The following is a 20,568-nucleotide window of genomic DNA, read 5'->3' as shown; positions in this document are numbered from 1 at the left end:
GGCGGGCGCCCACGCCGTGATGGGCGGCCAGGTGGCGTGGCTGGGATGATGGGAGGCATGCCCGAGACGACACCGCCGTCCCTCCGCCCCGCCACCCTGCCCGTCGAGGGACTGCCTCCCGGCTGGACGCTGCGGGTCCCCGACGAGCGCGACGTCCAACGGCTCGCCTGGCTGCGCGCCGCCGTCACGGACCGGGCGGTCCCCGGCGCGACGGCGGACGTCCGCACCGTGCTGCACGAGATCACCGGCGTCGCCTCCTGGACGCGGCGGCAGGCGGTGGCCGTCGACCCAGCAGGCGTGGTCCGAGGCTGGGCAGCGGCCCACGACCGAGCCGCCGGTCGCGTCCTCGCGCACGTCACGGTCGAGCCGGGCCTGGACGAGCAATTCGGCGCGGGCGCCGAGGGCAACGAGGGCGTCGAGCCCCAGGACGCCAAGGACATCGAGGGTGCGGTGGCCCGCGCCCTGCTCGACCGCGTCGAGGAGGCGGCCCGCGCGATCGCCCACCTGCGACGCCTGGGCTCCACCCAGATCGACATGGGCTCGTATGCCGGTGACGAGCGCCAGGCGGGGTGGCTGCGAGGCGCCGGCTTCCGGCATACGCGCACCTGGCTGCAGATGACCCGGCCGGTCGACCCCGAGGCCGACCACCCGGCCACCCTCCCCGTCCCCCGGGACGGGGTCAGGGTGAGGCGAGTCCGGCTGCACACCAACGGACTTCCCGTCGCCGAGGACATCCAGATCATCCACGAGATGCTGGAGGAGTCCTTCGCGGACCACTTCAACAGCTATCGCGAGAGCTTCCCCGAGTTCGTGCAGCGCCTGCAGGAGGACCCCGGTCACCGCTGGGACTCGTGGTGGCTGGCCGAGGTGCGCGACGACAGGGAGGGCGGGGCAGGCTGGCTGCCAGGCGGCGCCCTCGTCGGCACGGTGGTCGCCCCGGACCGGGACGGCGTGCAGGGCAGCTACGTCGACTACATCGGCGTGCACCGCCGGGCTCGCGGCCGCGGCGTGGCCAAGGCGTTGCTGCGCACGGTGATCGGCGACGCGGCGCTGCAGGGCCGCAACCGGGTCGGGCTCGAGGTCGACGACGACTCGCCCACCGGCGCGGACGCGCTCTATCGCTCACTGGGCTGGGAGACCGCCTATCGCACCTGCTCCTGGCACCGCGACGTCGACGCGGGCGAGCACCGCTGAGCCAGCGGGCGGCTCAGCGGTGTGCCGGTCGGTCAGCCGATCTGTTCAGTCGGTGAGGCCCATCCCGCGTCGTCCGACCTCGGAGAGCTCGTCCTCGCGGAAGCGGTCCGGCCAGCTCGACTCGTAGTGCTCCTCCGGGAAGTCGTAGGGCGACTCGCCGGCGCGGAAGGCCTTGCGGACGTGGTCGGCGTAGGCCTCGTTCTTGGCGCACCACGGCGCGGCCGGGATGTACATCACATTGCCCCAACCCTGCTGGTCCTCGACCGGCTCGACCCCGTGGATCATGTCGCAGTGCCACCACACGGAGTCCCCGGGCGCCACGTCGGGGATGCCGGCGGTGGCCTCCAGGAGGAGCGGGTGCCACCGCTCGTTGGCGGGGAAGACCTGGTTGACCGTGACGTCGCACATCGAGTCGTCGGGCACGTCCGGCAGCAGCGGGCGCAGCATGAGATAGGCCATCGCGTGCGGGATCGGGACGGTGTAGAGCACGCCCTGGTCGTGGCGCATCTCGGACAGCGCCGTCCAGCCCTGGAAGGTCCGGAAGGCCGAGCACATGGTCGATCCCGGGTACTGCGCCGCCTCGGTGCGGTAGGCCGCGTCCCAGGGGTCGTAGGCCTCGGGCCAGCCGTCGAACAGGTGGCGGAAGTGGCGCTGGTAGCCCTCGCTCATCCACAGGTCCAGGGTGCCGGGGTCGAGGTGCGCGCCCAGGCCCTGGCTTGAGGCGCCCGGCGGGCGGCGCCGGATGCGGTCGGGATAGAGCGAGTCGCGACCCGGGTCGAACCAGCTGCGGCCCTCGGACTCGTGCCGCCACAGCCCGTTGAGGAAGGCCTGCACGCGGGCCATCCGCGGGTGCTGCCGGGCCTCCATCTGGGGGTGCGACCAGTAGACGGGGTAGATCTCGGGCTTGGACCCCACCGTCCCGAAGAAGTCGTCGCCGGGGCCGCGGTAGTCCTCGAAGAACCGGTTGCGGTCGACGTAGTCCACGACCTCGCGGTCCCATGCCTCGGCCTGCTCGCGGGGGAAGTGGCCGCGGACGATCGCGCAGCCGCGGCGCCGCAGGAGCGCGAGCTGGTCGTCCGGGACCGTGCCGGCCTCGATGTCCGCGTAGGCGATCTCGGGCCAGACCGGTCGACCCGCCTCCCGGTCGGCGCGGATCGCCTCGACCTCCTCGCGGACCTTGGCCTCGACGACGGCGAAGACCTCCTCGACCGTGCGGCCGCTGGCGGCGATCCGGGCGCGGAGCGCGGCCTTGACCTCGCGGATGGCCGCGGGCAGGTCCTCGGGGGTGGTCTCCCAGTGGGGGAGGGCGGGCAGGTCGGTGACCGTCATGAGCATCTCCATCGACTTCGTTTGGGCTCCTTACCAAAAGAGTGGCACGGCATCTGCTATTTTGCAAGGGTTCCTAACTAACCGCGTCGGGCAACGGTCCGCGCGAGAGACGAGGGCCGTATGACGACGACCGACGCCCCGACGGGCCTGGGCCTCGTGCGCGGGGCCACCGACCGGCTCGTGCTCGAGTCCGTCATCGACCTCGGGCGCCGGACCCGCGCCGAGATCGCGCAGGCCACAGGCGTGTCCAAGCCCACCGTCTCGGAGTCGGTCCGCCGGCTGGGCGAGCTCGGCGTGCTCTGCGAGGCCGGGCGGCAGGAGGGCTCGCGGGGGAGGGCGGGCACCTACTACGAGCTCTCCGCGGGGGCCGGGCTGGCCGTGGCCCTGCACGCCGGACCGCACCTCGTGGTCGGCGAGTCCCTCGACGTGCGAGGCGATCTCGTGAGGCGGGTCGAGCGGCCGGTGGGGCTGACCGTCACCGCCGACGAGCTCCTGGCCGAGCTGGCCGCCGTGCTGGGCGACCTGGTCGACGGCGGCTCGCCTGCCGAGGCGTCCATCGCCGTCTCGGTGGCCGACCCGGTGGAGCACCGCACCGGGCGGCTCGTCCACCTGCAGGGGTCGCCGTTCGTGCTGGGCGAGGCGTGCGTGCGTGATGTCGTCGGCGAGGCCGCCGAGATCGACAACGACGTGCACTGGGCCGCCGTCGCCGAGCTGGCTCACGGTCGGCGCCGCGGTGACCTCGTGGACACCTTCCTGCAGCTCCACCTCGGGTCGGGGATCGGCGGGGCCCTCGTGGCGGACGGCCGCCTCGTCCGGGGGGCGCGGGGGCTGGCCGGGGAGGCGGCCTACGTGACGACGCGGGTGGGAGGGAGGGGGTCTGCCCGGCCCGCTGCCAGGCTGCTCGACGTGCTGGTCGACGAGGGCCTCACCGTGGACGGGGGCACGGTGGTCGACGTGGCGGCCATGGGGTCGCTCCTGCGGCGAGCGCCCCTGCGGGGCAAAGGAGCTCGCGTCGTCGAGGCTGTCGGCGGTGTGCTCTGCTCCGCGATCGCGCTCCTCGACCCTGGCCGCGTCGTCCTGAGCGGTCCGTGGGGTCGGGAACCGGCCCTTGCCGACGCGCTCGACGCGCACCTGCGACGGGAGGCGGTCGTCCCCGTCGAGCTCGTGGTGAGCGCCACCGGGCCGGAGGCGCCGCTCGACGGCGCCCGGCAGCGGGCCGTGGAGCTGGCGCGCGCGGGTCTGCTCTCGCGCGTGTCCTGAGGCGTCGTGCGGGCGTCGTGGACAGTCGTATGCCGGACGCCTCCCGCACCCCAGCCGTGAGCACTGACACGATGGCGCCATGAAGGCCCTGCTGCTCGAGAACGTCCACCCCCTCGCCACGACCATCCTGACCGAGGCGGGCATCGAGGTCGACCACCGTCCCGGAGCCCTGGACGAGGCCGAGCTCGTCGAGGCGCTGCGCGGGGTGCAGCTGCTCGGCATACGGTCCAAGACCGAGGTGACCCCCGCGGTCGTCGAGGCCGCGGACGACCTGCTGGCCATCGGCGCCTTCTGCATCGGCACCAACCAGATCGCGCTGGCCCCGGCCGCCGAGCGCGGCATCCCGGCGTTCAACGCGCCGTACTCCAACACCCGGTCGGTGGTCGAGCTCGCGCTCGCCGAGATCATCGTCATGGCGCGCCGGCTCACCGAGAAGGACAAGGCGCTGCACGAGGGCGTGTGGCGCAAGGACGCCAAGGGCTCGCACGAGATCCGCGGGCGACGCCTCGGCATCGTCGGCTACGGCAACATCGGCTCGCAGCTGTCCGTGGTCGCCGAGATGCTCGGCATGGAGGTCTACTTCTACGACATCCAGGACCGCCTCGCGCTGGGCAACGCCCGCCGGTGCAGCAGCCTGGAGGAGCTGCTCGACATCGCGGAGGCCGTGACCCTGCACGTCGACGGGCGCGACGGCAACGCGGGCTTCTTCGGCCGCGAGCAGTTCGAGCGCATGCGTCCCCGGTCGCTCTTCCTCAACCTCTCGCGCGGCTTCCTCGTGGACTACGAGGCGCTGCGGGACAGCCTGCAGTCGGGGCACATCGCCGGCGCCTCCGTCGACGTGTTCCCCGTCGAGCCCAAGAAGTCCGGCGATCCGTTCAGCTCGCCCCTGCAGGGCATGCCCAACACGGTGCTCACGCCCCACGTCGGCGGGTCCACCGAGGAGGCGCAGGAGGACATCGGCCGGTTCGTGGCGGGCAAGCTGCGGGACTTCGTGGCCTACGGCACGACCACCCTGTCGGTCAACCTGCCGGCGCTCACCCTGCAGCACGTCCCCGGGGACCACCGCCTCACGCACTTCCACACCAACACCCCCGGCGTCCTGGCCAAGGTCAACCAGATCCTGGCCTCGCACGGCGTCAACATCGGCGGCCAGCTCCTCGGCACGCAGGGCCACGTGGGCTATGTCGTCACCGACGTGGACTCGCCCCTCAACGAGGGCGCCCTCGCCGAGCTGCACGACCTGCCGGAGACCATCCGGCTGCGCGTCGTCGACTGACCTCGTCAGACGTCGCGGCGCGCCGTGTCAGACTTGGCGCACCCGCGGCACCGACGCAGGCGGGCCGGCAGCACCACCGTGAGCAGGAGACGTGCATGACCCAGCTGTTCCGCCGACGCGCGATCGTCGCCGTCGCCACCGCGAGCGTCCTCGCCCTGTCGGCGTGCAACGCCGGCTCCTCCACGACGGGCTCGAGCGGCAGCGCCTCCGGCCAGGCCGGCGCGGGCAGCAAGGACGTCGCCATCGGTCTGGTGCTCGAGCCCACGAGCATGGACTTCACGAAGTCGGACGGGGCGGCCATCGCGCAGGCGCTGCTCGGCAACGTCTACGAGGGCCTGGTCAAGGTCGACGAGAAGGGCGCTGTCCAGCCGGCGCTCGCCAAGAGCTGGACCATCAGCCCCGACCGCAAGACGTACACCTTCGACCTCGTGGAGGGGGCGAAGTTCAGCAACGGCGCCCCGCTCACCGCCGACGACGTGGTGTTCTCGATCAACCGGGTCAAGTCCGACTGGGCCGTCTCGGTCAAGAAGTCCATGGACGTCGTGAGCGAGGCCAAGGCCGTGTCGCCGACCAAGGTGCAGGTCACGCTCGCCCGCCCCAGCAACTCCTGGCTCTACGCGATGACCACCCGCATCGGCGCGGTCTTCAGCCGCACCGGGGTCGCGGACCTCGCGACCAAGCCTGTCGGCACCGGCCCCTACACCCTGGGCGAGTGGCGGCGCGGCGACTCGATCGTGCTGCGCCGCAACGACTCCTACCACGGCGCCAAGCCCTACTTCGAGCGGGTGACCCTGCGCTACATCAAGGACGCGGCGGCGCTGAGCAACGCGCTGCTGTCGGGGACCATCGACGTCATCGGCACGGTCCAGTCGCCGGAGTCCCTGCAGCAGTTCACGTCCAACGACAAGTACAAGGTGATCGAGGGCACGACCAACGGCGAGGTCATGCTCACGATGAACAGCTCACGCCCCCTGCTCAAGGACAAGGCCGTCCGTCAGGCCATCCGCCAGGCCATCGACCACAAGTCCCTCCTGCAGACCTGCTGGGCCGGTCACGGCACGCTCCTCGGGGCCATGGTCCCGCCGACCGACCCGTGGTACGAAGACCTCACGGGCGTCGCGCCGTTCGACCGCGCCAAGGCGACCCAGGCCCTCAAGGACACCGGCGCGGCCGGCAAGACGCTGCGGCTGCGGCTGCCCGCCGCGCCCTACGCCACGACCTGCGGCCAGGTGGTCAAGTCCGACCTCGAGCAGGCCGGGCTCAAGGTCTCGATCGACCAGGTGGACTTCCCGACCTGGCTCAGCGACGTGTTCAAGGGCGCGGACTACGACCTGACGATCGTCGCCCACGTCGAGCCGCGCGACATCGGGCGCATGTTCGGCAACCCGGACTACTACACGAAGTACGACAACAAGGCGGTCCAGGCCGAGCTCGCCGCGGCCGACGCCGGCACCGAGGCCCAGCAGGTCGAGCACATGAAGAAGGTCGCGCGCCTCACCGCCGAGGACGCCGCGTCGGACGTGCTCTTCCTCATGCCCAACCTCGTCGTCGCCGACAAGGACATCACCGGCCTGCCGACCAACGCGGTCGGCGAGACCCTCGACCTCGCGCACCTGTCGCGGTCCTGACCTCCGACCCCGACCCCCAGCCCATGCTCCTCGGACTGCTGCGCCGCGTCGGGACCTTCCTGGTGTCGCTGCTGGTCAGCAGCGTCCTCGTCTTCGGCTTCATGGTGCTGCTGCCGGGTGACCCCGCACGGGTGGCCCTCGGCACCAACGCGACCGAGGAGGCCGTGACCGCGCTTCGGCACGAGTTCGGGCTCGACCGGCCGCTGGTCGTGCAGTATGCCGAGTGGTTGCGGGGCCTCGTGACCGGCGACCTGGGCCAGTCCTACGTGTCCCGCGCCGACATCGCCCCGCAGGTCGCCGACCGCCTCCAGGTGTCCCTGCTGCTCGTCCTCGCCGCGATGGTGGTGGCCGTGCTGGTCGCCATACCGCTCGGCACGTTGACCGCGCTGCACCACCGACGACCCGCCGGGGTCGTGCTGGCGGCGCTGTCCCAGGTGGGGGTGGCCGTGCCGGCGTTCCTCGTGGGCGTGCTGCTCATCAGCCATTTCTCCGTGCAGCTGCGCTGGCTGCCCGCCAACGGGTGGACGCCGCCCGCGCAGGACCCCGCGATGTTCGTCAAGCAGCTGATCCTGCCCGCCCTCTCTCTGGGCATCGTGCAGGCCGCGGTGCTGGCGCGCTACGTGCGGTCCGCCATCCTCGACGTGCTGCACGAGGACTACCTGCGCACGGCCCGCGCCAAGGGGCTGCGTCCCGGGCCCGCGCTCGTGCGGCACGGCCTGCGCAACGCTTCGGTCCCCGTGATGACCGTCCTCGGCCTGCAGCTGGCGACGACGCTCATCGGGGCGGTCGTCGTGGAGCGGGTGTTCGTCATACCTGGGCTCGGGTCGCTGCTGCTGGACAGCGTCGGCAACCGCGACCTCGTCGTGGTCCAGGACGTCGTCATGGTGCTGGTCGTGGCGGTCCTGCTGATCAACCTGCTGGTCGACGTGCTCTACCTGGTGCTCGACCCCCGCCTGCGGACGGGGGCGCGATGAGCAGCCGGACCCCCGCATCCTCCGCCGCCCGTGGTCGTCGTCGGGTCGACGCGTCGCTGGTCGTCGGCACCGTCCTGGTCGGGCTGGTCGTCGTGACGGCGCTGGTCAGCTTCGTCTGGACCCCGCACCCGCCCGGCCTCACCGACGGGTCCGTGGCGCTGCGCGGCCCGATGGCCGGCTATCCGCTCGGCACCGACCGGCTGGGCCAGGACGAGCTGTCGCGGCTGATGGTGGGCGCACGCACCACCTTGCTGGTGGGCATCGTCGCGGTCGGGCTGGCCGCCGTCGTGGGGGTGCCGCTCGGCGTGCTCGCGGGCATGCGCGGCGGCCTGGTGGGCCGGCTGGTGATGCGGGCCAACGACCTGCTGCTGGCGTTCCCCGCGCTCCTGCTGGCGATCATGCTGGCGGCCGTGCGCGGCGGCTCGACCACGGTGGCGATGGTCGCGATCGGCATCGCGTCGATCCCCACCTTCGCGCGGGTGACGCGCTCGGGTGTGCTGTCGATCATGCAGCGCGAGTACGTCATGGCCGCCCGGTCCGCCGGCCGCACCCCCCTCGGGATCGCGGTGCACCACGTGCTGCCCGGCGTCGCCAACCTCGTCATCGTGCAGTCGTCCGTGGCCTTCGGCATGGCGATCCTCGCCGAGGCCGGCCTGTCCTACCTCGGGGTCGGGACGCCGCCCGACGTGCCGAGCTGGGGGCGCATGCTCTACGACAGCCAGGCCACCTTGTGGCAGACGCCCCGCCTCGCCTGGATCCCCGGGCTCGCCATCGCCCTCGCGGTCCTCGGCTTCAACCTGCTGGGCGACGGCCTGCGCGACCTGCTCGACCCCACGCTGGAGGACCGCCGATGAGCGGCAACGTGCTCGAGATCAGCGGGCTCGCCATCGACGCGGGGGACACCCGCCTGCTCGAGGACGTGTCGCTGACGATCGCACCGGGGGAGCGGGTGGGGCTGATCGGCGAGTCGGGCTCTGGCAAGTCGATCACCTCGCTGGCCATCATGGGCCTGCTGCCCCGCACCCTGCGGGCGAGCGGGTCGATCCGGCTCGCGGGCGTGCGGCATGACGTCGTGGGCGCGTCCGAGGAGGAGCTGTCGGCGGTCCGGGGCCGGGACGTCGCCATGGTCTTCCAGGAGCCGCTCACCGCCCTCAACCCCACGATGCGCGTCGGTGACCAGGTGGCCGAGGCCATGACCATCCACGGGACCCAGCCGTCGCGGGCGGCGGCCCGGGCCCGGGCCGCCGAGCTGCTCGAGGCCGTCCGGCTGCCTGATCCCGCGGACCTCGCCCGGGCCTATCCCCACCAGCTGTCCGGCGGCCAGCGCCAGCGGGTGGTCCTCGCCATCGCCCTGGCCAACGACCCCGCCCTGCTCATCTGCGACGAGCCCACGACCGCGCTCGACGTGACGGTGCAGGCGGAGGTGCTCGACCTCGTCGTGCGCGGCGTCGAGTCCCGTGACGCGGCGCTGCTGTTCATCACCCACGACCTGGCCGTCGTCGCGACCGTGTGCGAGTCCGTCGCCGTGATGTACGGCGGTCGCATCGTCGAGGCCGGCCCCGTCGAGCAGGTGTTCCGGCACCCGCGTCACCGCTACACCCAGGGTCTGCTCGCGGCGTCCGACCTCGCGGTCGATCCCGCCACCGGGCGGCTGCGGACCATCGCCGGGTCCGTGCCGCCCGCCGGAGAGCTCCCCGAGGGCTGCGTGTTCCGCACCCGCTGCTGGAAGGCCACGGACGCGTGCCGGGTCACGCCGCCGTGGACGACCGAGCCCGGCCCGCTGGGGGAGCGGGGCTTCGCCTGCCACCACCCCGCGCAGACGGAGATGTTCGTATGACGACCCCGGCCATCGCGGTGCACGACGTCACGCGGGACTACCCCCGGCCGCGTCGCCGGCTGCTCGAGCCCGCCCCCGTCGTCCGGGCGCTGCGCGGCGTGAGCCTGGAGGTCGCGCCGGGCGAGAAGCTGGGCGTCGTGGGGGAGTCCGGATCGGGCAAGTCCACGCTGCTCCGCATCGTCGCCGGGCTCGACCGGGCCACGAGCGGCACCGTGGCCGTCGACGGGCGGGACGTCACGCGGGCGTCCGACCGTGAGCTGGCGTGGCTGCGGCACCGCCTGCAGGTGGTCTTCCAGGACCCGATGAGCTCGCTCGACCCGCGCCACCGGGTCGGGACCATCGTCGCCGAGCCGCTGCACGCGCTGGGGCTCGCGCGGACGGTCGACGTCGACGCGCGGGTCGGCGAGCTGCTGTCGTCGGTGGGGCTCTCGCCCGACGCCGCGCGGCGCTATCCCCACCAGTTCTCGGGAGGGCAGCGGCAACGCATCGCGATCGCGCGGGCGCTGGCGCCGTCGCCGGGGATCCTGCTGGCCGACGAACCGGTCTCTGCCCTCGACGTCTCGGTGCGCGCGCAGGTGCTGGGGGTCATCGACGACCTGGTCCGCGAGCTGTCGCTGACCCTGGTGTTCGTGTCGCACGACCTGTCCGTGGTGCGGCACGTGTGCGACCGGGTCGCGGTGATGCACGAGGGGCAGGTCGTCGAGAGCGGGCCGACGGCGCAGGTCTACGACGACCCGCAGCACGCCTACACCCAGCGCCTCGTCGCGGCCGTGCCGTCGGTGCGCCGCGCCCTCGCCGGCGTGACCGCCGCGGACCTCGCCGCCGGCAGACCTGCCTGAGGTAGTGACATCGACCTGGCGTGCCAACCCCGGCCGACGTGACTACCTCGGGTAGGTCCACCCCGGACGACGGGCGCCGGTGTGCGGTGGGCACGATGGTGGTGTCGCACGACGACGTGCCACACCACCTCGGGTCGCCACACCCCGGCGACCGCCCCCAGGAGCCGACATGCACGACATCGACCGTTCCCTGACGCCGCACACCCTGGTCCGCGCCCTCGGCAAGCCCGCCGCGAGCTTCACCAAGGCCGACATCGTCCGCTTCGTGCAGGAGCAGGGCATCACGATGCTCGACCTGCGCTACGTCGCGGGCGACGGGCGTCTCAAGAAGCTCAACTTCGCGATCGGCTCGCTCGAGCACCTCGACCGGATCCTCACCCTCGGGGAGCGGGTGGACGGGTCCAGCCTGTTCCCGTTCGTGGGCGCCGCCGCCAGCGACCTGTATGTCGTCCCGCGGTACCGCACGGCGTTCGTCAACCCCTTCGCCGAGGAGCCGACGCTGGACCTCATGTGCTCCTTCTACGACGCCGACGGCGAGCCCCTGGCGTCGGCCCCCGAGCAGGTCCTGCGCAAGGCACAGGCCCACCTCGAGGCCACCACCGGGTGCCGTCTCGAGGCCCTCGGCGAGCTGGAGTACTACCTGTTCAGCGAGGTGGACTCGATCTACCCCATCGTCGAGCAGCGCGGCTACCACGAGGCGCACCCCTACTCCAAGTGGGGTCACGTCCGACGCGAGACGATGGCGCACCTCGTGCGCATGGGGGTGCAGGTCAAGTACGGCCACGCCGAGGTCGGCAACATCGTCCACGACGGGCAGGAGATGGTGCAGCACGAGATCGAGCTGCTGCCCGTGCCGATCGAGGAGGCTGCCGACCAGCTCGTCCTCGCCAAGTGGGTGCTGCGCGAGGTGGCCTACCGCCACGGCCTGCAGGTCAGCTTCGCGCCCAAGATCATCGTGGGGCAGGCCGGTTCCGGCATGCACGTCCACACCCGCCTGACCCGTGGCGGCCGGGCCGTCTTCGCCGACGCGGAGGGCCTGACCGACGACGCTCGCCGCGTCATCGCGGGCTACCTGCGGCTGGCGGCGTCGTTGACGGCGTTCGGCAACACGGTGCCCACGTCATACCTCCGGCTGGTCCCGCACCAGGAGGCGCCGACGTCGATCTGCTGGGGCGACCGCAACCGGTCGGTGCTCGTCCGGGTGCCGCTCGGATGGTCTGGCGTCGGTGACCGGATGCTGCGTGACTCGAACCCCCTCGAGCCCGCGCAGCAGGTGGACGGCACGGCCGGCCAGACGGTCGAGGTTCGGTCGCCGGACGGGTCGGCGCACGTCCACCTCCTGCTGGCGGGGCTGGCGGTCGCGGCGCGGACCGGGCTCGTGGGGGAGGACTCGCTCGAGCTCGCGCAGCGGTGCTACGTGCGCGAGGACGCTTCTCGCGTCGAGGGGCTCGCCCAGCTGCCGTCGTCATGCGCGGGATCGGCGGAGGCGCTCCTGGCAGACCGGGAGATCTACGAGGACGGGGGTGTCTTCCCACCCGGGCTGATCGACGCGCAGGCGACGATGCTGAGGGAGCACCAGGATGACGACCTCTCGGAGCGACTCTTCGGCGACGCCGACGCTCTCGCTGCGCTGGTGCAGAAGCACCTCCACTGCGGTTGATCGATCACGCCCTCGGGGGGAGGGTCGGGAGACCGTCCGGCCCCTCCCGTTCTTGGTGAATCTCCAGCAGACCTCCAGGGACCCGGCCTAGGATCGATGGCGTGAGGACCACCGAGGGCACCCACGGCGCGGGCACGACGACCCGCCACACCACCGAGAGCACCACGGCGGGGGACGGCCGTGCTGGAGCGAGGGGGGAGTCGGGAACGACCCTCACGACCTCGGCCCCCGAGAGCTTCCGCGACGAGCTGACCGACCTGTGGGGCGACCTGGAGCGACTCGTCGCCGCGGTGGACGACGCCGCGATGATCGACCTTTCGCACCGTCTGGAGCGGCACGTCTGCGCCATGCCCGACAGCGCGGACCGCCTGCGCGAGCTGGCCAACGACCTGATGGCGCTGATGGCCGGGTGGCAGCACCTCGGCCATGAGGAGCGGGTCGTGCTCGCGACCGCCATGGCCTATCTCGCCGAGGCGGACGACGCCGTGCCCGACCACCTGCCGGGCGGCCTCGAGGACGACGACCGGGTCGTGGGTGCTGCCGTGCGGGCCGTGCTGCGGCCACGTCGCCGCGTCGCCTGAGAAGTCTCTCGTTTTCTTTTCAACAATCTCTGGCGGCCGTCCGTACTGTCCGGTAATGTCCCACCTTGGCGGGGGTCATCCGGGTGAACGATCATCCACTCGGCCACGAGTGCGCACGCTCGGTAGAGGATGGGTGCAGTGATGTCACTGGACGCCAGCCCCGCGTCGCACCTCCTTCGAGAGGAAGTCATGATCGAGCAGCCGTGGTGGGCCGAGGGCCCCGCAGACCACGAGCCTCGGTCCGGCGGCACCGTCTCCGACACGGAGGTACCGCTGCGCCTCGGTGCGGTGTACTCCGAGGCCGAGATCGATCCCGAGCAGGGCAGCACGGCCCGGTCCGTCATCGTCGGAGGCGTGGTGCTCCTGACCGCCGTCGTCCTGACCGCGGCGCTCGCGGGCATCGCCTCCCGCCCCGGCGTCGACCTGCAGGGCCTCGTGCCGGCCAGCCGTCCCGACCTGTCCAGCCACCTGCACGTCCGCGCCACGCAGCCGGCCCCCGGCGCCACCGCCGTGGCCCCACAGCCCCTGCCGCCCGCCGGCGGTGAGGCGCCGACCACCTCTGCCCCGGTCACCTCCGCCCCGAGCGCTGCGGAGTCTGCCGAGCCGGGTGCGCAGGCGGTGCGGCGAGCGCCTGGTGCCGGCGTCGCCCCCGCGGCGACGAACCGACCCGCCGGTCCTGCCGCAGCGAGCGCGCCGAGCGCCGGGTCGGCCGAGGACCCGCTGCGTCCGGCGAGCCGGCGCACGATGCCCGCCGCGTCGACGTCGTTCGGCGGCCACGGGCGCTCATCGGCTGCCAAGAACCCCGCCCGGGTGGACGCGCAGAAGGGCCATAGGGGTCACAGCACCCCTCCGCGCGGAGCTGGTCGCGCCGCCCAGGGGCGTCGCGACGGGGCCACCACGGCGCCGGTGCGCAGGTCCTCGCCGCAGGCGGCCAGGTCAACGCCGAAGGCGAGCCCGGTCAAGCCCGGCCGGAGGGTGGGGCACGGCCCCGTGCGGCCCGGACGGGGTCCTCGAGCGCACTAGCCTGAGGGTTCCATCCTGCGGAGAGGACCCGATGTCCCAGCACGACAGCGAGCCGATCGACGGCTCCCAGCCCATCGACGACCCCGACGTGCCGTGGGCGATGCAGGTGGCGCTGCGCTACGACAAGGCCGACCTGCCCGACGAGGACCTCGTCGCCGCCACGGCCGCGCGCGCCGTCGTCACCCTGCTGGCCGACCACCGGGCCCGTGACGGCGACTGGTCCGAGGCCGTCCGGCGCTGGCGGGACGGTCGCATCCGCAAGCTCGTCCGGCGCGCCCGCGGGGTGCGGTGGGAGCATGCGCAGGCGGTGCCGGGCGTGACGGTGACGGACGGACCTGCGGCGGTCCGCGCCTACGTGCCGATGCCGACCCGCCCCCTGCCTCCGGAGCTGGATGCCCTCCAGGTCAGCGGGACGACCTATCCGGCCACGACGCCCGAGCAGCGGGAGGGGCGGACGGCGGCCGTCGTGACGGTGGCACTGTCGCCGCACGTCGAGATGACGAGCGGCAAGACGGCCGCCCAGTGCGGGCACGGCGCCCAGCTCGCCTGGGAGGCCATGCTCGCCGAGGACGACCCGGCGCTGCAGGCGTGGGCCGAGGACGGCTACCGCGTGCGCGTGGCCCGTCCCGACGAGGCCGGCTGGCGGGCGTGCGCCGGTGCGCCGGTGAGCGTGGTCGACGCCGGCTTCACCGAGCTCGACGGACCCACCGAGACGGTGCGGGCGTGGTGGTCAGCGGCCCGCTGAGCGGGCTCGCCGGATCTCGTCATACATCCGGTCGAGCTGGTCGGCGAACCTCTCCTCGACGGCCCGTCGACGCACCTTGAGGGTCGGGGTCAGCAGCCCGGTGTCCATGGTCAGCGGCTCGTCCAGCAGCTCGACGCCACGGACCTGCTCCTGGTGGGGCAGGTCGGCGTTGACGGTCTCGAGGTGCCGGCGCACGTCCTCGAGGACGTCGTCCCCCGCGTCGGCCGTGGGCTGGACGAGGGCGACGAGGCAGACGCGGCGGTCCCCGATGACCACGGCGTGCTCGACGCCGGGATGCTCGGCGATGCGGGCCTCGATGGGGGCGGGGGCGATGTTCTTGCCCTGCTGCGTGACGATGAGGTCCTTGAGCCGGTCGGTGATGCGGACGAAGCCGTCGTCGTCGATCTCGCCGACGTCACCGGTCCGCAGCCAGCCGTCGACGAGGACCTGGCGCGTGGCCTCCTCGTCACGCCAGTAGCCCGCCATCAGGTTGGGCCCGCGGTAGAAGAGCTCACCCTCGTCACCGCGCCGGAGCTCCCCGCCGAGGATGACCCGGCCGACCGTGCCGAACCGGACGGCGGCGGGGCAGTTGAAGGTCATGAGCGGACCGGTCTCGGTCATCCCGTAGCCCTCGCACACGAGAACCCCTGCGGCCCAGAAGAACTCCTCGACCTCCGCCCGCAGCGGAGCGCCGCCCACCGCGAGGACGGACTTCTCCCCACCGATGGCGTCGCGCACGTTGTGCAGCACGAGCCGGTCCGCGACCCGGATCCCGGCCCGCAGGTGGGCCGGGACCGGTCGGCCCGCGAGGCGCAGCTCGCCCACGCGGTGGCCCACCCGGAAGGCCCAGTCGAAGATGCGCCGCCGCACCGGGCTCTTGTCGGCCATGGCGTGCGCGACGGAGTAGACGGTCTCGTAGAGCTTGGGCACCGCCACGAGCGCGGACGGGCGTGCCTCGCGCAGCTGGTCGGCGACGGTCTTGGGGTCGCGCACATAGGTGTTGAGGGCGCCGTGGGACAGCACGAAGTAGGTCCAGGCCCGCTCGAGCGCGTGCGACAGGGGCAGGAAGGCCAGGCTCGAGTCGTCCGGGCCGAAGTCGAAGAACGCGTCCACCGCGTGCAGCTGGTGCAGCATCGTCGCGTGCGAGAGGGCCACGCCCTTGGGGCGGCCGGTGGTGCCGGAGGTGTAGATGATGGTGGCGAGGTCCTCGCCACGCCCGGCCTCGGTGCGCCGGGCCACCTCGGCGGCCAGCGCGTCGTCGTCGTCGTCGTCCCCGTGCCTGAGCACGCGTGTCCACGGCTCCGCCCCGGGGGCGTCGTCGAAGGCCACGATCAGCCGCAGGCCGGCGCCGGCGGTGGTGGACGTGACCCGGTCCAGCAGGTCCGCGTCGCCCACGAACGCGGCGGCCGCGCCGCTGTGCTCGAGGACGTAGCCCACCTGGTCGGCGGTGGAGGTCGGGTAGACCGGCACCGGGACCGCCCCCGCGGCCAGGGCACCGAGGTCGACCACCGACCACTCTGGGCAGTTGGGAGCCAGGATCGCGACCCGGTCGCCGGGATGCACGCCGTGGGACACCAGGGCCCGGGCGACCGCCTCGACGCGGCGACCCACCTCGGCATACGACCAGGTGAAGCCCCGCTCGCCCAGCACGCGCATCGCGGGCCGGTCACCGTGCTCGCGCACGACCCGGGCATAGAGCCGGGCCAGGTGGTCCTCGGAGAATCGTGGGGACGGGACCACGGGTGCAGCGGCTCCCGCGGTGTCGCTTCGAGGCACGGGCATCGGGGCTCCAGCTCCGTCGAGGGTGGGTCAGGTTCACGGTAGCCCACGGTCGCCCGTCCGAGGCCGGAGGCAGGCGATCGTCAGCGCCGCGAGGGCTCCATCGCGAGCGAGGAGTACATCTCGTCGATGGCCTCGGCGCACTCGCGCTCCACCCGCTGGCGTCGCACGAACCCCGCGGCGGCGGGGCTGCCGAGCAGGCCGAGCGGGGACGCGGCGAGCCGGAATCCCTGGATGCACTGGTCCGGCGACAGGGAGGCGTTGGCCAGCCGGATGGCGTCGCCGACGGCGCGCACGACCAGCGGGTCGGCGGCCAGCGCCTCGGCGTCCGCTGGGGAGGGATCACCGGCGGCGAGCCGCGCCTGCCGGGCCAGCTCGACGTCCGCCTCCACGATCGCCGTGAGGCAGGGGCGCCCGTCCCCGACGACGACGACGTCGGAGATGATCGGCATCGACCGCAGCCGCTCCTCCACGACCTGGGGCGACACGTAGCGCAGCGACTCGGTGACGATGCGGTCGTCGAGGCGGCTGGTGAGGTGCAGGTAGCCGTCGTCGTCGACCCGGCCGATCTGGCCGGTGTGGAGCCACCCGTCGTGCAGCACCCGGGTGGTCTCGGACGGCAGCCCGAAGTAGCCCCGCATCAGGCCGGGCCCGCTCAGCAGCACCTGACCGTCCTCGTCGATGCGCAGGGACAGGCAGGACAGCGGCCGGCCCACCGACCCGTCCTTGGCGGCGTGCGGGGCGTTGACGGTCGCCAGGACCCCGGACTCCAGCGGTCCCCAGCAGCGGTATGCCGGGAGCCCCGCCGTCTCGAGCAGGCTCATGATCTCCGGCGGTGCCCCCACGCCGGCGACCAGGAGCACGGCCTTGGGCCCGCCCAGCTCCCGCGCGACCCGGGTGCCCACGAGGAGCCGTGCCGCGCGGGAGCGCAGCTCGTCCGCCGGGCCGCCGGGGCCCCGCTGCTCCGAGCGCCGGGCCGCGTCCGCGACCGACACGCGACGGCACCAGGGCACCAGGACCGAGCCGAGAGGCAGCTCGTCGGTGGCGCGCTCGAGGGCGTCGCCGACGAGCCGGCGCAGCACCGGGAAGGAGGTCATGAGCAGGGTGGGGCGGAGCTCGCGGACGGCATCCCGGATCTCGTCGGGCTCGCCCACGCAGGACACCGATCCGCCGGACAGCAGGGCGATCAGGCTGCTGCCGTGCTGGATCGAGTGGTGCAGGGGGAGGGTGGTGACCTCGTGCAGGGGCGCGGTGACCCGGAACGCCTCGGCGATGGCCTTGACCGTCGTCAGGGCCGAGCGGTGGGTGTGGACCACGCCGCGCAGCTCGCCGGCGCCGCCCACGGTGTAGTCGATGAACGCAACGTCGTCGGGGGACCAGGCGTCGCGACGACGGGCGGCCTCGGCCGCGGTCGCGATGTCGAAGGGCGCCGCCATCACGCGGTCCCAGGAGAAGGTGCCGTGGGTGCCCACCTCGGCCCCGAGGTCGTCCACCGCGTTGCCGAAGGACAGGCCGACGAAGTCGTCGAGGTACGGGACCACGTCGGGGTTCTCGTCGAAGCACACGACGACCCGCAGCGAGGGCAGCCGCCCGGCCAGCCGGCGCATGCTGTCCACCAGCACGTCGCCCCCCACGAAGGCCACCCGCGTCTCGGTCTCGCGCAGGACGGCCGCGAGCTCCTCGACCGGGGTCGCGGGGCCGAGCCGGACGACGACGCCGGCGGAGGCGACGACCGCCAGCTCGGTCACCAGCCACTCCGGGCGGTTGTCGGCGATGATCGCCACGGCGTCGCCCGGGTGCAGGCCGGTGGCGATGAGGCCGTGCGAGACGTGGCGCACCTGGGCCGCGAGGTCGGCGTAGGTCATCTGCGCCCAGCCGTCGTCGGTCCGCCCCCGCAGGGCGACGGCGTCCGGGTGAGCGTCGGCGCGGGCGAGGACCAGGGCAGCGAGGTGCTCGGTCACGGCTCGCTCCCTGGTCCTCGACGCATCGGCTCCTAGCGTAGGGGCCGCCGAGGTCACGCGGGCAGGACTCGCAGGACCTGCTCCCACCGCTCCGGGGGGAGCAGGTGGCCGCAGCCGTCCACGACGACCACGGTCGCGCTCGTGCGACGGGCGACGGTGGCCGACAGCGCGGGCGGCGGGACGAGGGTGTCGTCCTCGCCGACCACCACCGTGAGGGGCGCGCCGTCGATCCGGTCGAGGTAGTGCTGGGGGAGGGGCCGGGGGTGGTTGATCGTCTTGCAGGTCCGCCCCACCAGGGCCAGCCACTCGACGAGGGTGTCCGGGATGGCGCCGCCGGGCTCCACGAGGTGCCCGAGCACGGCGCGGGCGGTCACGGGCGTCGAGCGCAGCGACCAGCGGGTGCGGTCGCGCACCTGGCTCGCGGAGGTGCGCGGGGGCACGAGCCCGCCCGGTCCGACGAGGAATCGTCCGGTGACGACGGGGGAGTCCGCGCTCAGGCAGACGGCTGCCCCGAGGCCGCTGCCCACCAGCGTCAGCTCGCGGGCCGAGGACCACTCGAGGGTGATGGCGTGCAGGGCTGCCTCCAGCCAGGTGGAGTACCACGCCGTGGTGTCGCGTCGGGGCCGCGTCGGGTCGGACAGGCCGGGCTGGCCCGGCAGGTCCAGCGCCCACACGGTGCCGTGCTCGGCAAGCGTACCGATCTCGTCCAGGCTGGACGCCGCGCTCATGGCCGTCCCGGGGAGCCAGACCAGCCGCGGGGGACCCTCGCCGACGGCGACGACGTGCGTCGAGACCGTGGTGTCGTGGACCGGCACCTCCAGGGTGCGGGACTCGTGCGCCACGCCCCAGCCGGCGAGCGCTGCGGTGCACCACTCGTGCACGGTGTCCCGTGCGGCGGGGGAGCGATAGGCGTCGTTCACGTGGTCGAACGATACCGCCGGTTCGGGCGGCCGGTGCACCTGCCCACGGTGGGCGGCGTCAAGGGCCCGTCCCCGGCCCGGGGTCCTCGAGCCGCACCAGGCACCCGCCCGGGACCGAGAAGGGCTCGACCCGCACCGAGGCGGGATCACCGCCGGCCGCCTCGACGAGGGCGGCGGCGAGGCCCTGGTGCACGGTGCACACCACGTGCGGCACGCGGCGGGCGGCGTCGAGCATCGGGCACTGGCGCAGGACGAGCTCCTCGCCCCCGCTCGGTCCGCGACCGGACGGGGTGTCGTCCGGGGCGAACCCCATCCGGTCGAAGTCCACCCGCAGCTGCTCGCGGGGCGTGGCCTGCGAGGGCACGGACCGGTCGTCGGCCAGGGACTCGCCCCAGGCGACGCCGGCGGCGTGGGCGATGTCGGTGGCGCCCGGCAGCTCGGCCACCTGGTCGGCGAGGGCGACCGCGAGGGCGGCATACTCCGCACCGGCCTCCGAGCCGGCCAGCGTCGCCTCGTAGCGCCAGGCCGGGCGACCGCGGCCGGTGATCGGGGCGCGGAACCGGCGGGCGAACCCGGCCTCGACCAGCGCGTCGAGGTGGGCCCGGACGGTGTTGTTGTGCAGCCCGCACGCGTGGGCAGCCTCGTCGACCGTCATGGGCGCGGCGTGCTCGCGCAGCACCCGCAGGACCGCCTGCCGTGCTGACGTCAGCACCTGGGGCTCGGTGCCCTCAGGGCCGGGCAGCGGGCCAGGGCCTGGCCGCTGCGGAGATGTCATGGCCACGACGACTAGTCTAGAGACCCCGACCGAACCACCAGGACCCCGGGGCGAGCCCCAGCGCCGCCCGGGCACGACGGGCCTCAGGGCCCGGTGAGGAGCTGACGCGATGACGAGCGTCGCCGACGTCGCCGAGACGGCACCGACCACGACCACCGGCGAGGGCCTGCGGGCCGACAACCTCGCCCTCGCGCAGACCGTCGACCAGACGGTGGACGCCCTGATCGGGGCGATCGGCGCTGCCGATGCCACCGCGTTCGGGCAGGCGCACGCCGACCTCGCGACCTGGTGCCAGTTCGAGCTCGTGCCCTCCGCCGTGGCCAAGGAGCAGGTCCTCTATCCCCGCGCCGCGCGGGTGCCCGAGGCATCCCTGCTGGTGCAGGGGCTCGTCGCCGACCACCGCGTCATCGCCGGTCTGGTCGACGCCGTCAACGCCGCCCAGGACGCCGCCCAGCTCGCCGGCGACGCGCAGGCGCTGCGCGTCCTGCTCCGTGCCCACCTCGCCAAGGAGGACCAGCTCCTCGCCGGCCTCCTCGAGGCCCAGGACGGCTCCGCCGAGGCGTATGCCGAGACCCGCCGCGCCGCCGACGCCCTCGCCCAGCAGTACGCCGCCAACGTCGCCGCCGACGTCGAGGCGTCGCACGCCGAGCCCACGGGTGGGTGCGGAAGCGGCGGTGGGTGCGGCGGCTGCGGCGGCGGCGGGGGCTGCGGCTCCGCGGACGACGCGCGCACCGACGAGGAGCGGGCCGCCGACAAGGCCGCCGTGACCGTCACCCGGGTCGACTGA

Annotated in this window: 18 protein-coding genes; 13 read left to right on the top strand and 5 right to left on the bottom strand. The window is 73.5% G+C overall.

Translation table 11 applies throughout. The features are described 5' to 3' along the window. Window positions 1–57: 57 nt before the first annotated feature. Entirely contained in the window at window positions 58–1,194 is a 1,137-nt protein-coding gene (locus B2P18_RS11570; protein WP_019287142.1) for a GNAT family N-acetyltransferase, read from the top strand. Window positions 1,195–1,239: 45 nt separating this feature from the next. On the opposite strand, the gene B2P18_RS11565 is transcribed toward B2P18_RS11570, so the two are convergent. After that, the gene (locus B2P18_RS11565) at window positions 1,240–2,523 is read right to left on the bottom strand and encodes a DUF1479 domain-containing protein (RefSeq protein ID WP_286958531.1); all 1,284 of its coding nucleotides are present in this window, start codon (window positions 2,521–2,523) and stop codon (window positions 1,240–1,242) included. 120 nt (window positions 2,524–2,643) lie between these two features. On the opposite strand from B2P18_RS11565, the gene B2P18_RS11560 reads away from it, so the two are divergent. The 11 genes from B2P18_RS11560 to B2P18_RS11510 all read left to right on the top strand — a co-directional run bounded on the left by B2P18_RS11560 (window position 2,644) and on the right by B2P18_RS11510 (window position 14,346). Beyond that, window positions 2,644–3,783 carry an ROK family transcriptional regulator gene (locus tag B2P18_RS11560; protein WP_286959646.1) on the top strand — a complete coding sequence of 380 codons (1,140 nt, stop codon included), beginning with the start codon at window positions 2,644–2,646 and terminating at the stop codon, window positions 3,781–3,783. A 79-nt stretch (window positions 3,784–3,862) separates the two neighbouring features. After that, window positions 3,863–5,059, top strand: coding sequence for a phosphoglycerate dehydrogenase (gene serA, locus B2P18_RS11555; RefSeq protein ID WP_239264685.1), 1,197 nt, complete (start codon window positions 3,863–3,865; stop codon window positions 5,057–5,059). 95 nt (window positions 5,060–5,154) lie between these two features. Then, on the top strand, window positions 5,155–6,687 hold the full coding sequence (locus B2P18_RS11550; protein WP_029212284.1) for an ABC transporter substrate-binding protein: 1,533 nt from the start codon (window positions 5,155–5,157) through the stop codon (window positions 6,685–6,687). Between the two features lie 23 nt (window positions 6,688–6,710). Next, window positions 6,711–7,661 (top strand): ABC transporter permease, encoded by a 951-nt coding sequence (locus tag B2P18_RS11545; protein WP_286958533.1) that lies wholly within the window; start codon window positions 6,711–6,713, stop codon window positions 7,659–7,661. Continuing rightward, a complete protein-coding gene (locus tag B2P18_RS11540; RefSeq protein WP_019287148.1) occupies window positions 7,658–8,515 on the top strand; it encodes an ABC transporter permease in 858 nt (285 codons plus the stop codon). Before B2P18_RS11545 ends, B2P18_RS11540 begins: the two co-directional genes overlap by 4 nt. Continuing rightward, window positions 8,512–9,498: an ABC transporter ATP-binding protein gene (locus tag B2P18_RS11535; protein ID WP_239264682.1), complete on the top strand. Its 987-nt coding sequence runs from the start codon at window positions 8,512–8,514 to the stop codon at window positions 9,496–9,498. The genes B2P18_RS11540 and B2P18_RS11535 overlap by 4 nt, the downstream gene beginning before the upstream one ends. Beyond that, window positions 9,495–10,337: an ATP-binding cassette domain-containing protein gene (locus tag B2P18_RS11530; protein WP_239264680.1), complete on the top strand. Its 843-nt coding sequence runs from the start codon at window positions 9,495–9,497 to the stop codon at window positions 10,335–10,337. The genes B2P18_RS11535 and B2P18_RS11530 overlap by 4 nt, the downstream gene beginning before the upstream one ends. 169 nt (window positions 10,338–10,506) lie before the next feature. Beyond that, entirely contained in the window at window positions 10,507–11,997 is a 1,491-nt protein-coding gene (locus B2P18_RS11525; RefSeq protein ID WP_286959628.1) for a glutamine synthetase family protein, read from the top strand. A gap of 101 nt (window positions 11,998–12,098) precedes the next feature. Beyond that, window positions 12,099–12,578 (top strand): hypothetical protein, encoded by a 480-nt coding sequence (locus B2P18_RS11520; protein WP_286959626.1) that lies wholly within the window; start codon window positions 12,099–12,101, stop codon window positions 12,576–12,578. Between the two features lie 189 nt (window positions 12,579–12,767). Then, window positions 12,768–13,601, top strand: coding sequence for a hypothetical protein (locus B2P18_RS11515; RefSeq protein ID WP_286959621.1), 834 nt, complete (start codon window positions 12,768–12,770; stop codon window positions 13,599–13,601). A 31-nt stretch (window positions 13,602–13,632) separates the two neighbouring features. Next, window positions 13,633–14,346 carry a peptidyl-tRNA hydrolase gene (locus B2P18_RS11510; RefSeq protein ID WP_286959617.1) on the top strand — a complete coding sequence of 238 codons (714 nt, stop codon included), beginning with the start codon at window positions 13,633–13,635 and terminating at the stop codon, window positions 14,344–14,346. Here B2P18_RS11510 and B2P18_RS11505 read toward each other — a convergent pair. The 4 genes from B2P18_RS11505 to B2P18_RS11490 form a co-directional block, all read right to left on the bottom strand. Then, window positions 14,332–16,128, bottom strand: coding sequence for an AMP-dependent synthetase/ligase (locus B2P18_RS11505; protein ID WP_286959612.1), 1,797 nt, complete (start codon window positions 16,126–16,128; stop codon window positions 14,332–14,334). The genes B2P18_RS11510 and B2P18_RS11505 overlap by 15 nt on opposite strands. 80 nt (window positions 16,129–16,208) lie before the next feature. After that, window positions 16,209–18,086, bottom strand: coding sequence for an AMP-dependent synthetase/ligase (locus B2P18_RS11500; RefSeq protein ID WP_286959606.1), 1,878 nt, complete (start codon window positions 18,084–18,086; stop codon window positions 16,209–16,211). A gap of 53 nt (window positions 18,087–18,139) precedes the next feature. Next, window positions 18,140–19,006, bottom strand: coding sequence for an alpha/beta fold hydrolase (locus B2P18_RS11495; protein ID WP_286959604.1), 867 nt, complete (start codon window positions 19,004–19,006; stop codon window positions 18,140–18,142). Between the two features lie 58 nt (window positions 19,007–19,064). Beyond that, complete coding sequence (locus tag B2P18_RS11490) at window positions 19,065–19,781, bottom strand: helix-turn-helix transcriptional regulator (RefSeq protein ID WP_286959601.1); 717 nt, start codon at window positions 19,779–19,781, stop codon at window positions 19,065–19,067. 109 nt (window positions 19,782–19,890) lie between these two features. On the opposite strand from B2P18_RS11490, the gene B2P18_RS11485 reads away from it, so the two are divergent. Continuing rightward, window positions 19,891–20,568, top strand: a complete 678-nt coding sequence (locus B2P18_RS11485; protein ID WP_239264662.1) for a hemerythrin domain-containing protein — start codon at window positions 19,891–19,893, stop codon at window positions 20,566–20,568.

The sequence above is a fragment of the Arsenicicoccus sp. UBA2120 genome (assembly GCF_002330965.1).
Taxonomy (GTDB): domain Bacteria; phylum Actinomycetota; class Actinomycetes; order Actinomycetales; family Dermatophilaceae; genus Arsenicicoccus; species Arsenicicoccus bolidensis.
This window is presented reverse-complemented; position numbering and strand designations above follow the sequence as displayed.

Bases quoted from the DNA above. Each gene is read 5' to 3' on its own strand.
- B2P18_RS11570 (WP_019287142.1), top strand. From the start codon at position 58: ATGCCCGAGACGACACCGCCGTCCCTCCGCCCCGCCACCCTGCCCGTC.
- B2P18_RS11565 (WP_286958531.1), bottom strand. From the start codon at position 2,523: ATGACGGTCACCGACCTGCCCGCCCTCCCCCACTGGGAGACCACCCCC.
- B2P18_RS11560 (WP_286959646.1), top strand. From the start codon at position 2,644: ATGACGACGACCGACGCCCCGACGGGCCTGGGCCTCGTGCGCGGGGCC.
- serA (WP_239264685.1), top strand. From the start codon at position 3,863: ATGAAGGCCCTGCTGCTCGAGAACGTCCACCCCCTCGCCACGACCATC.
- B2P18_RS11550 (WP_029212284.1), top strand. From the start codon at position 5,155: ATGACCCAGCTGTTCCGCCGACGCGCGATCGTCGCCGTCGCCACCGCG.
- B2P18_RS11545 (WP_286958533.1), top strand. From the start codon at position 6,711: ATGCTCCTCGGACTGCTGCGCCGCGTCGGGACCTTCCTGGTGTCGCTG.
- B2P18_RS11540 (WP_019287148.1), top strand. From the start codon at position 7,658: ATGAGCAGCCGGACCCCCGCATCCTCCGCCGCCCGTGGTCGTCGTCGG.
- B2P18_RS11535 (WP_239264682.1), top strand. From the start codon at position 8,512: ATGAGCGGCAACGTGCTCGAGATCAGCGGGCTCGCCATCGACGCGGGG.
- B2P18_RS11530 (WP_239264680.1), top strand. From the start codon at position 9,495: ATGACGACCCCGGCCATCGCGGTGCACGACGTCACGCGGGACTACCCC.
- B2P18_RS11525 (WP_286959628.1), top strand. From the start codon at position 10,507: ATGCACGACATCGACCGTTCCCTGACGCCGCACACCCTGGTCCGCGCC.
- B2P18_RS11515 (WP_286959621.1), top strand. From the start codon at position 12,768: ATGATCGAGCAGCCGTGGTGGGCCGAGGGCCCCGCAGACCACGAGCCT.
- B2P18_RS11510 (WP_286959617.1), top strand. From the start codon at position 13,633: ATGTCCCAGCACGACAGCGAGCCGATCGACGGCTCCCAGCCCATCGAC.
- B2P18_RS11505 (WP_286959612.1), bottom strand. From the start codon at position 16,128: ATGCCCGTGCCTCGAAGCGACACCGCGGGAGCCGCTGCACCCGTGGTC.
- B2P18_RS11490 (WP_286959601.1), bottom strand. From the start codon at position 19,781: ATGACATCTCCGCAGCGGCCAGGCCCTGGCCCGCTGCCCGGCCCTGAG.
- B2P18_RS11485 (WP_239264662.1), top strand. From the start codon at position 19,891: ATGACGAGCGTCGCCGACGTCGCCGAGACGGCACCGACCACGACCACC.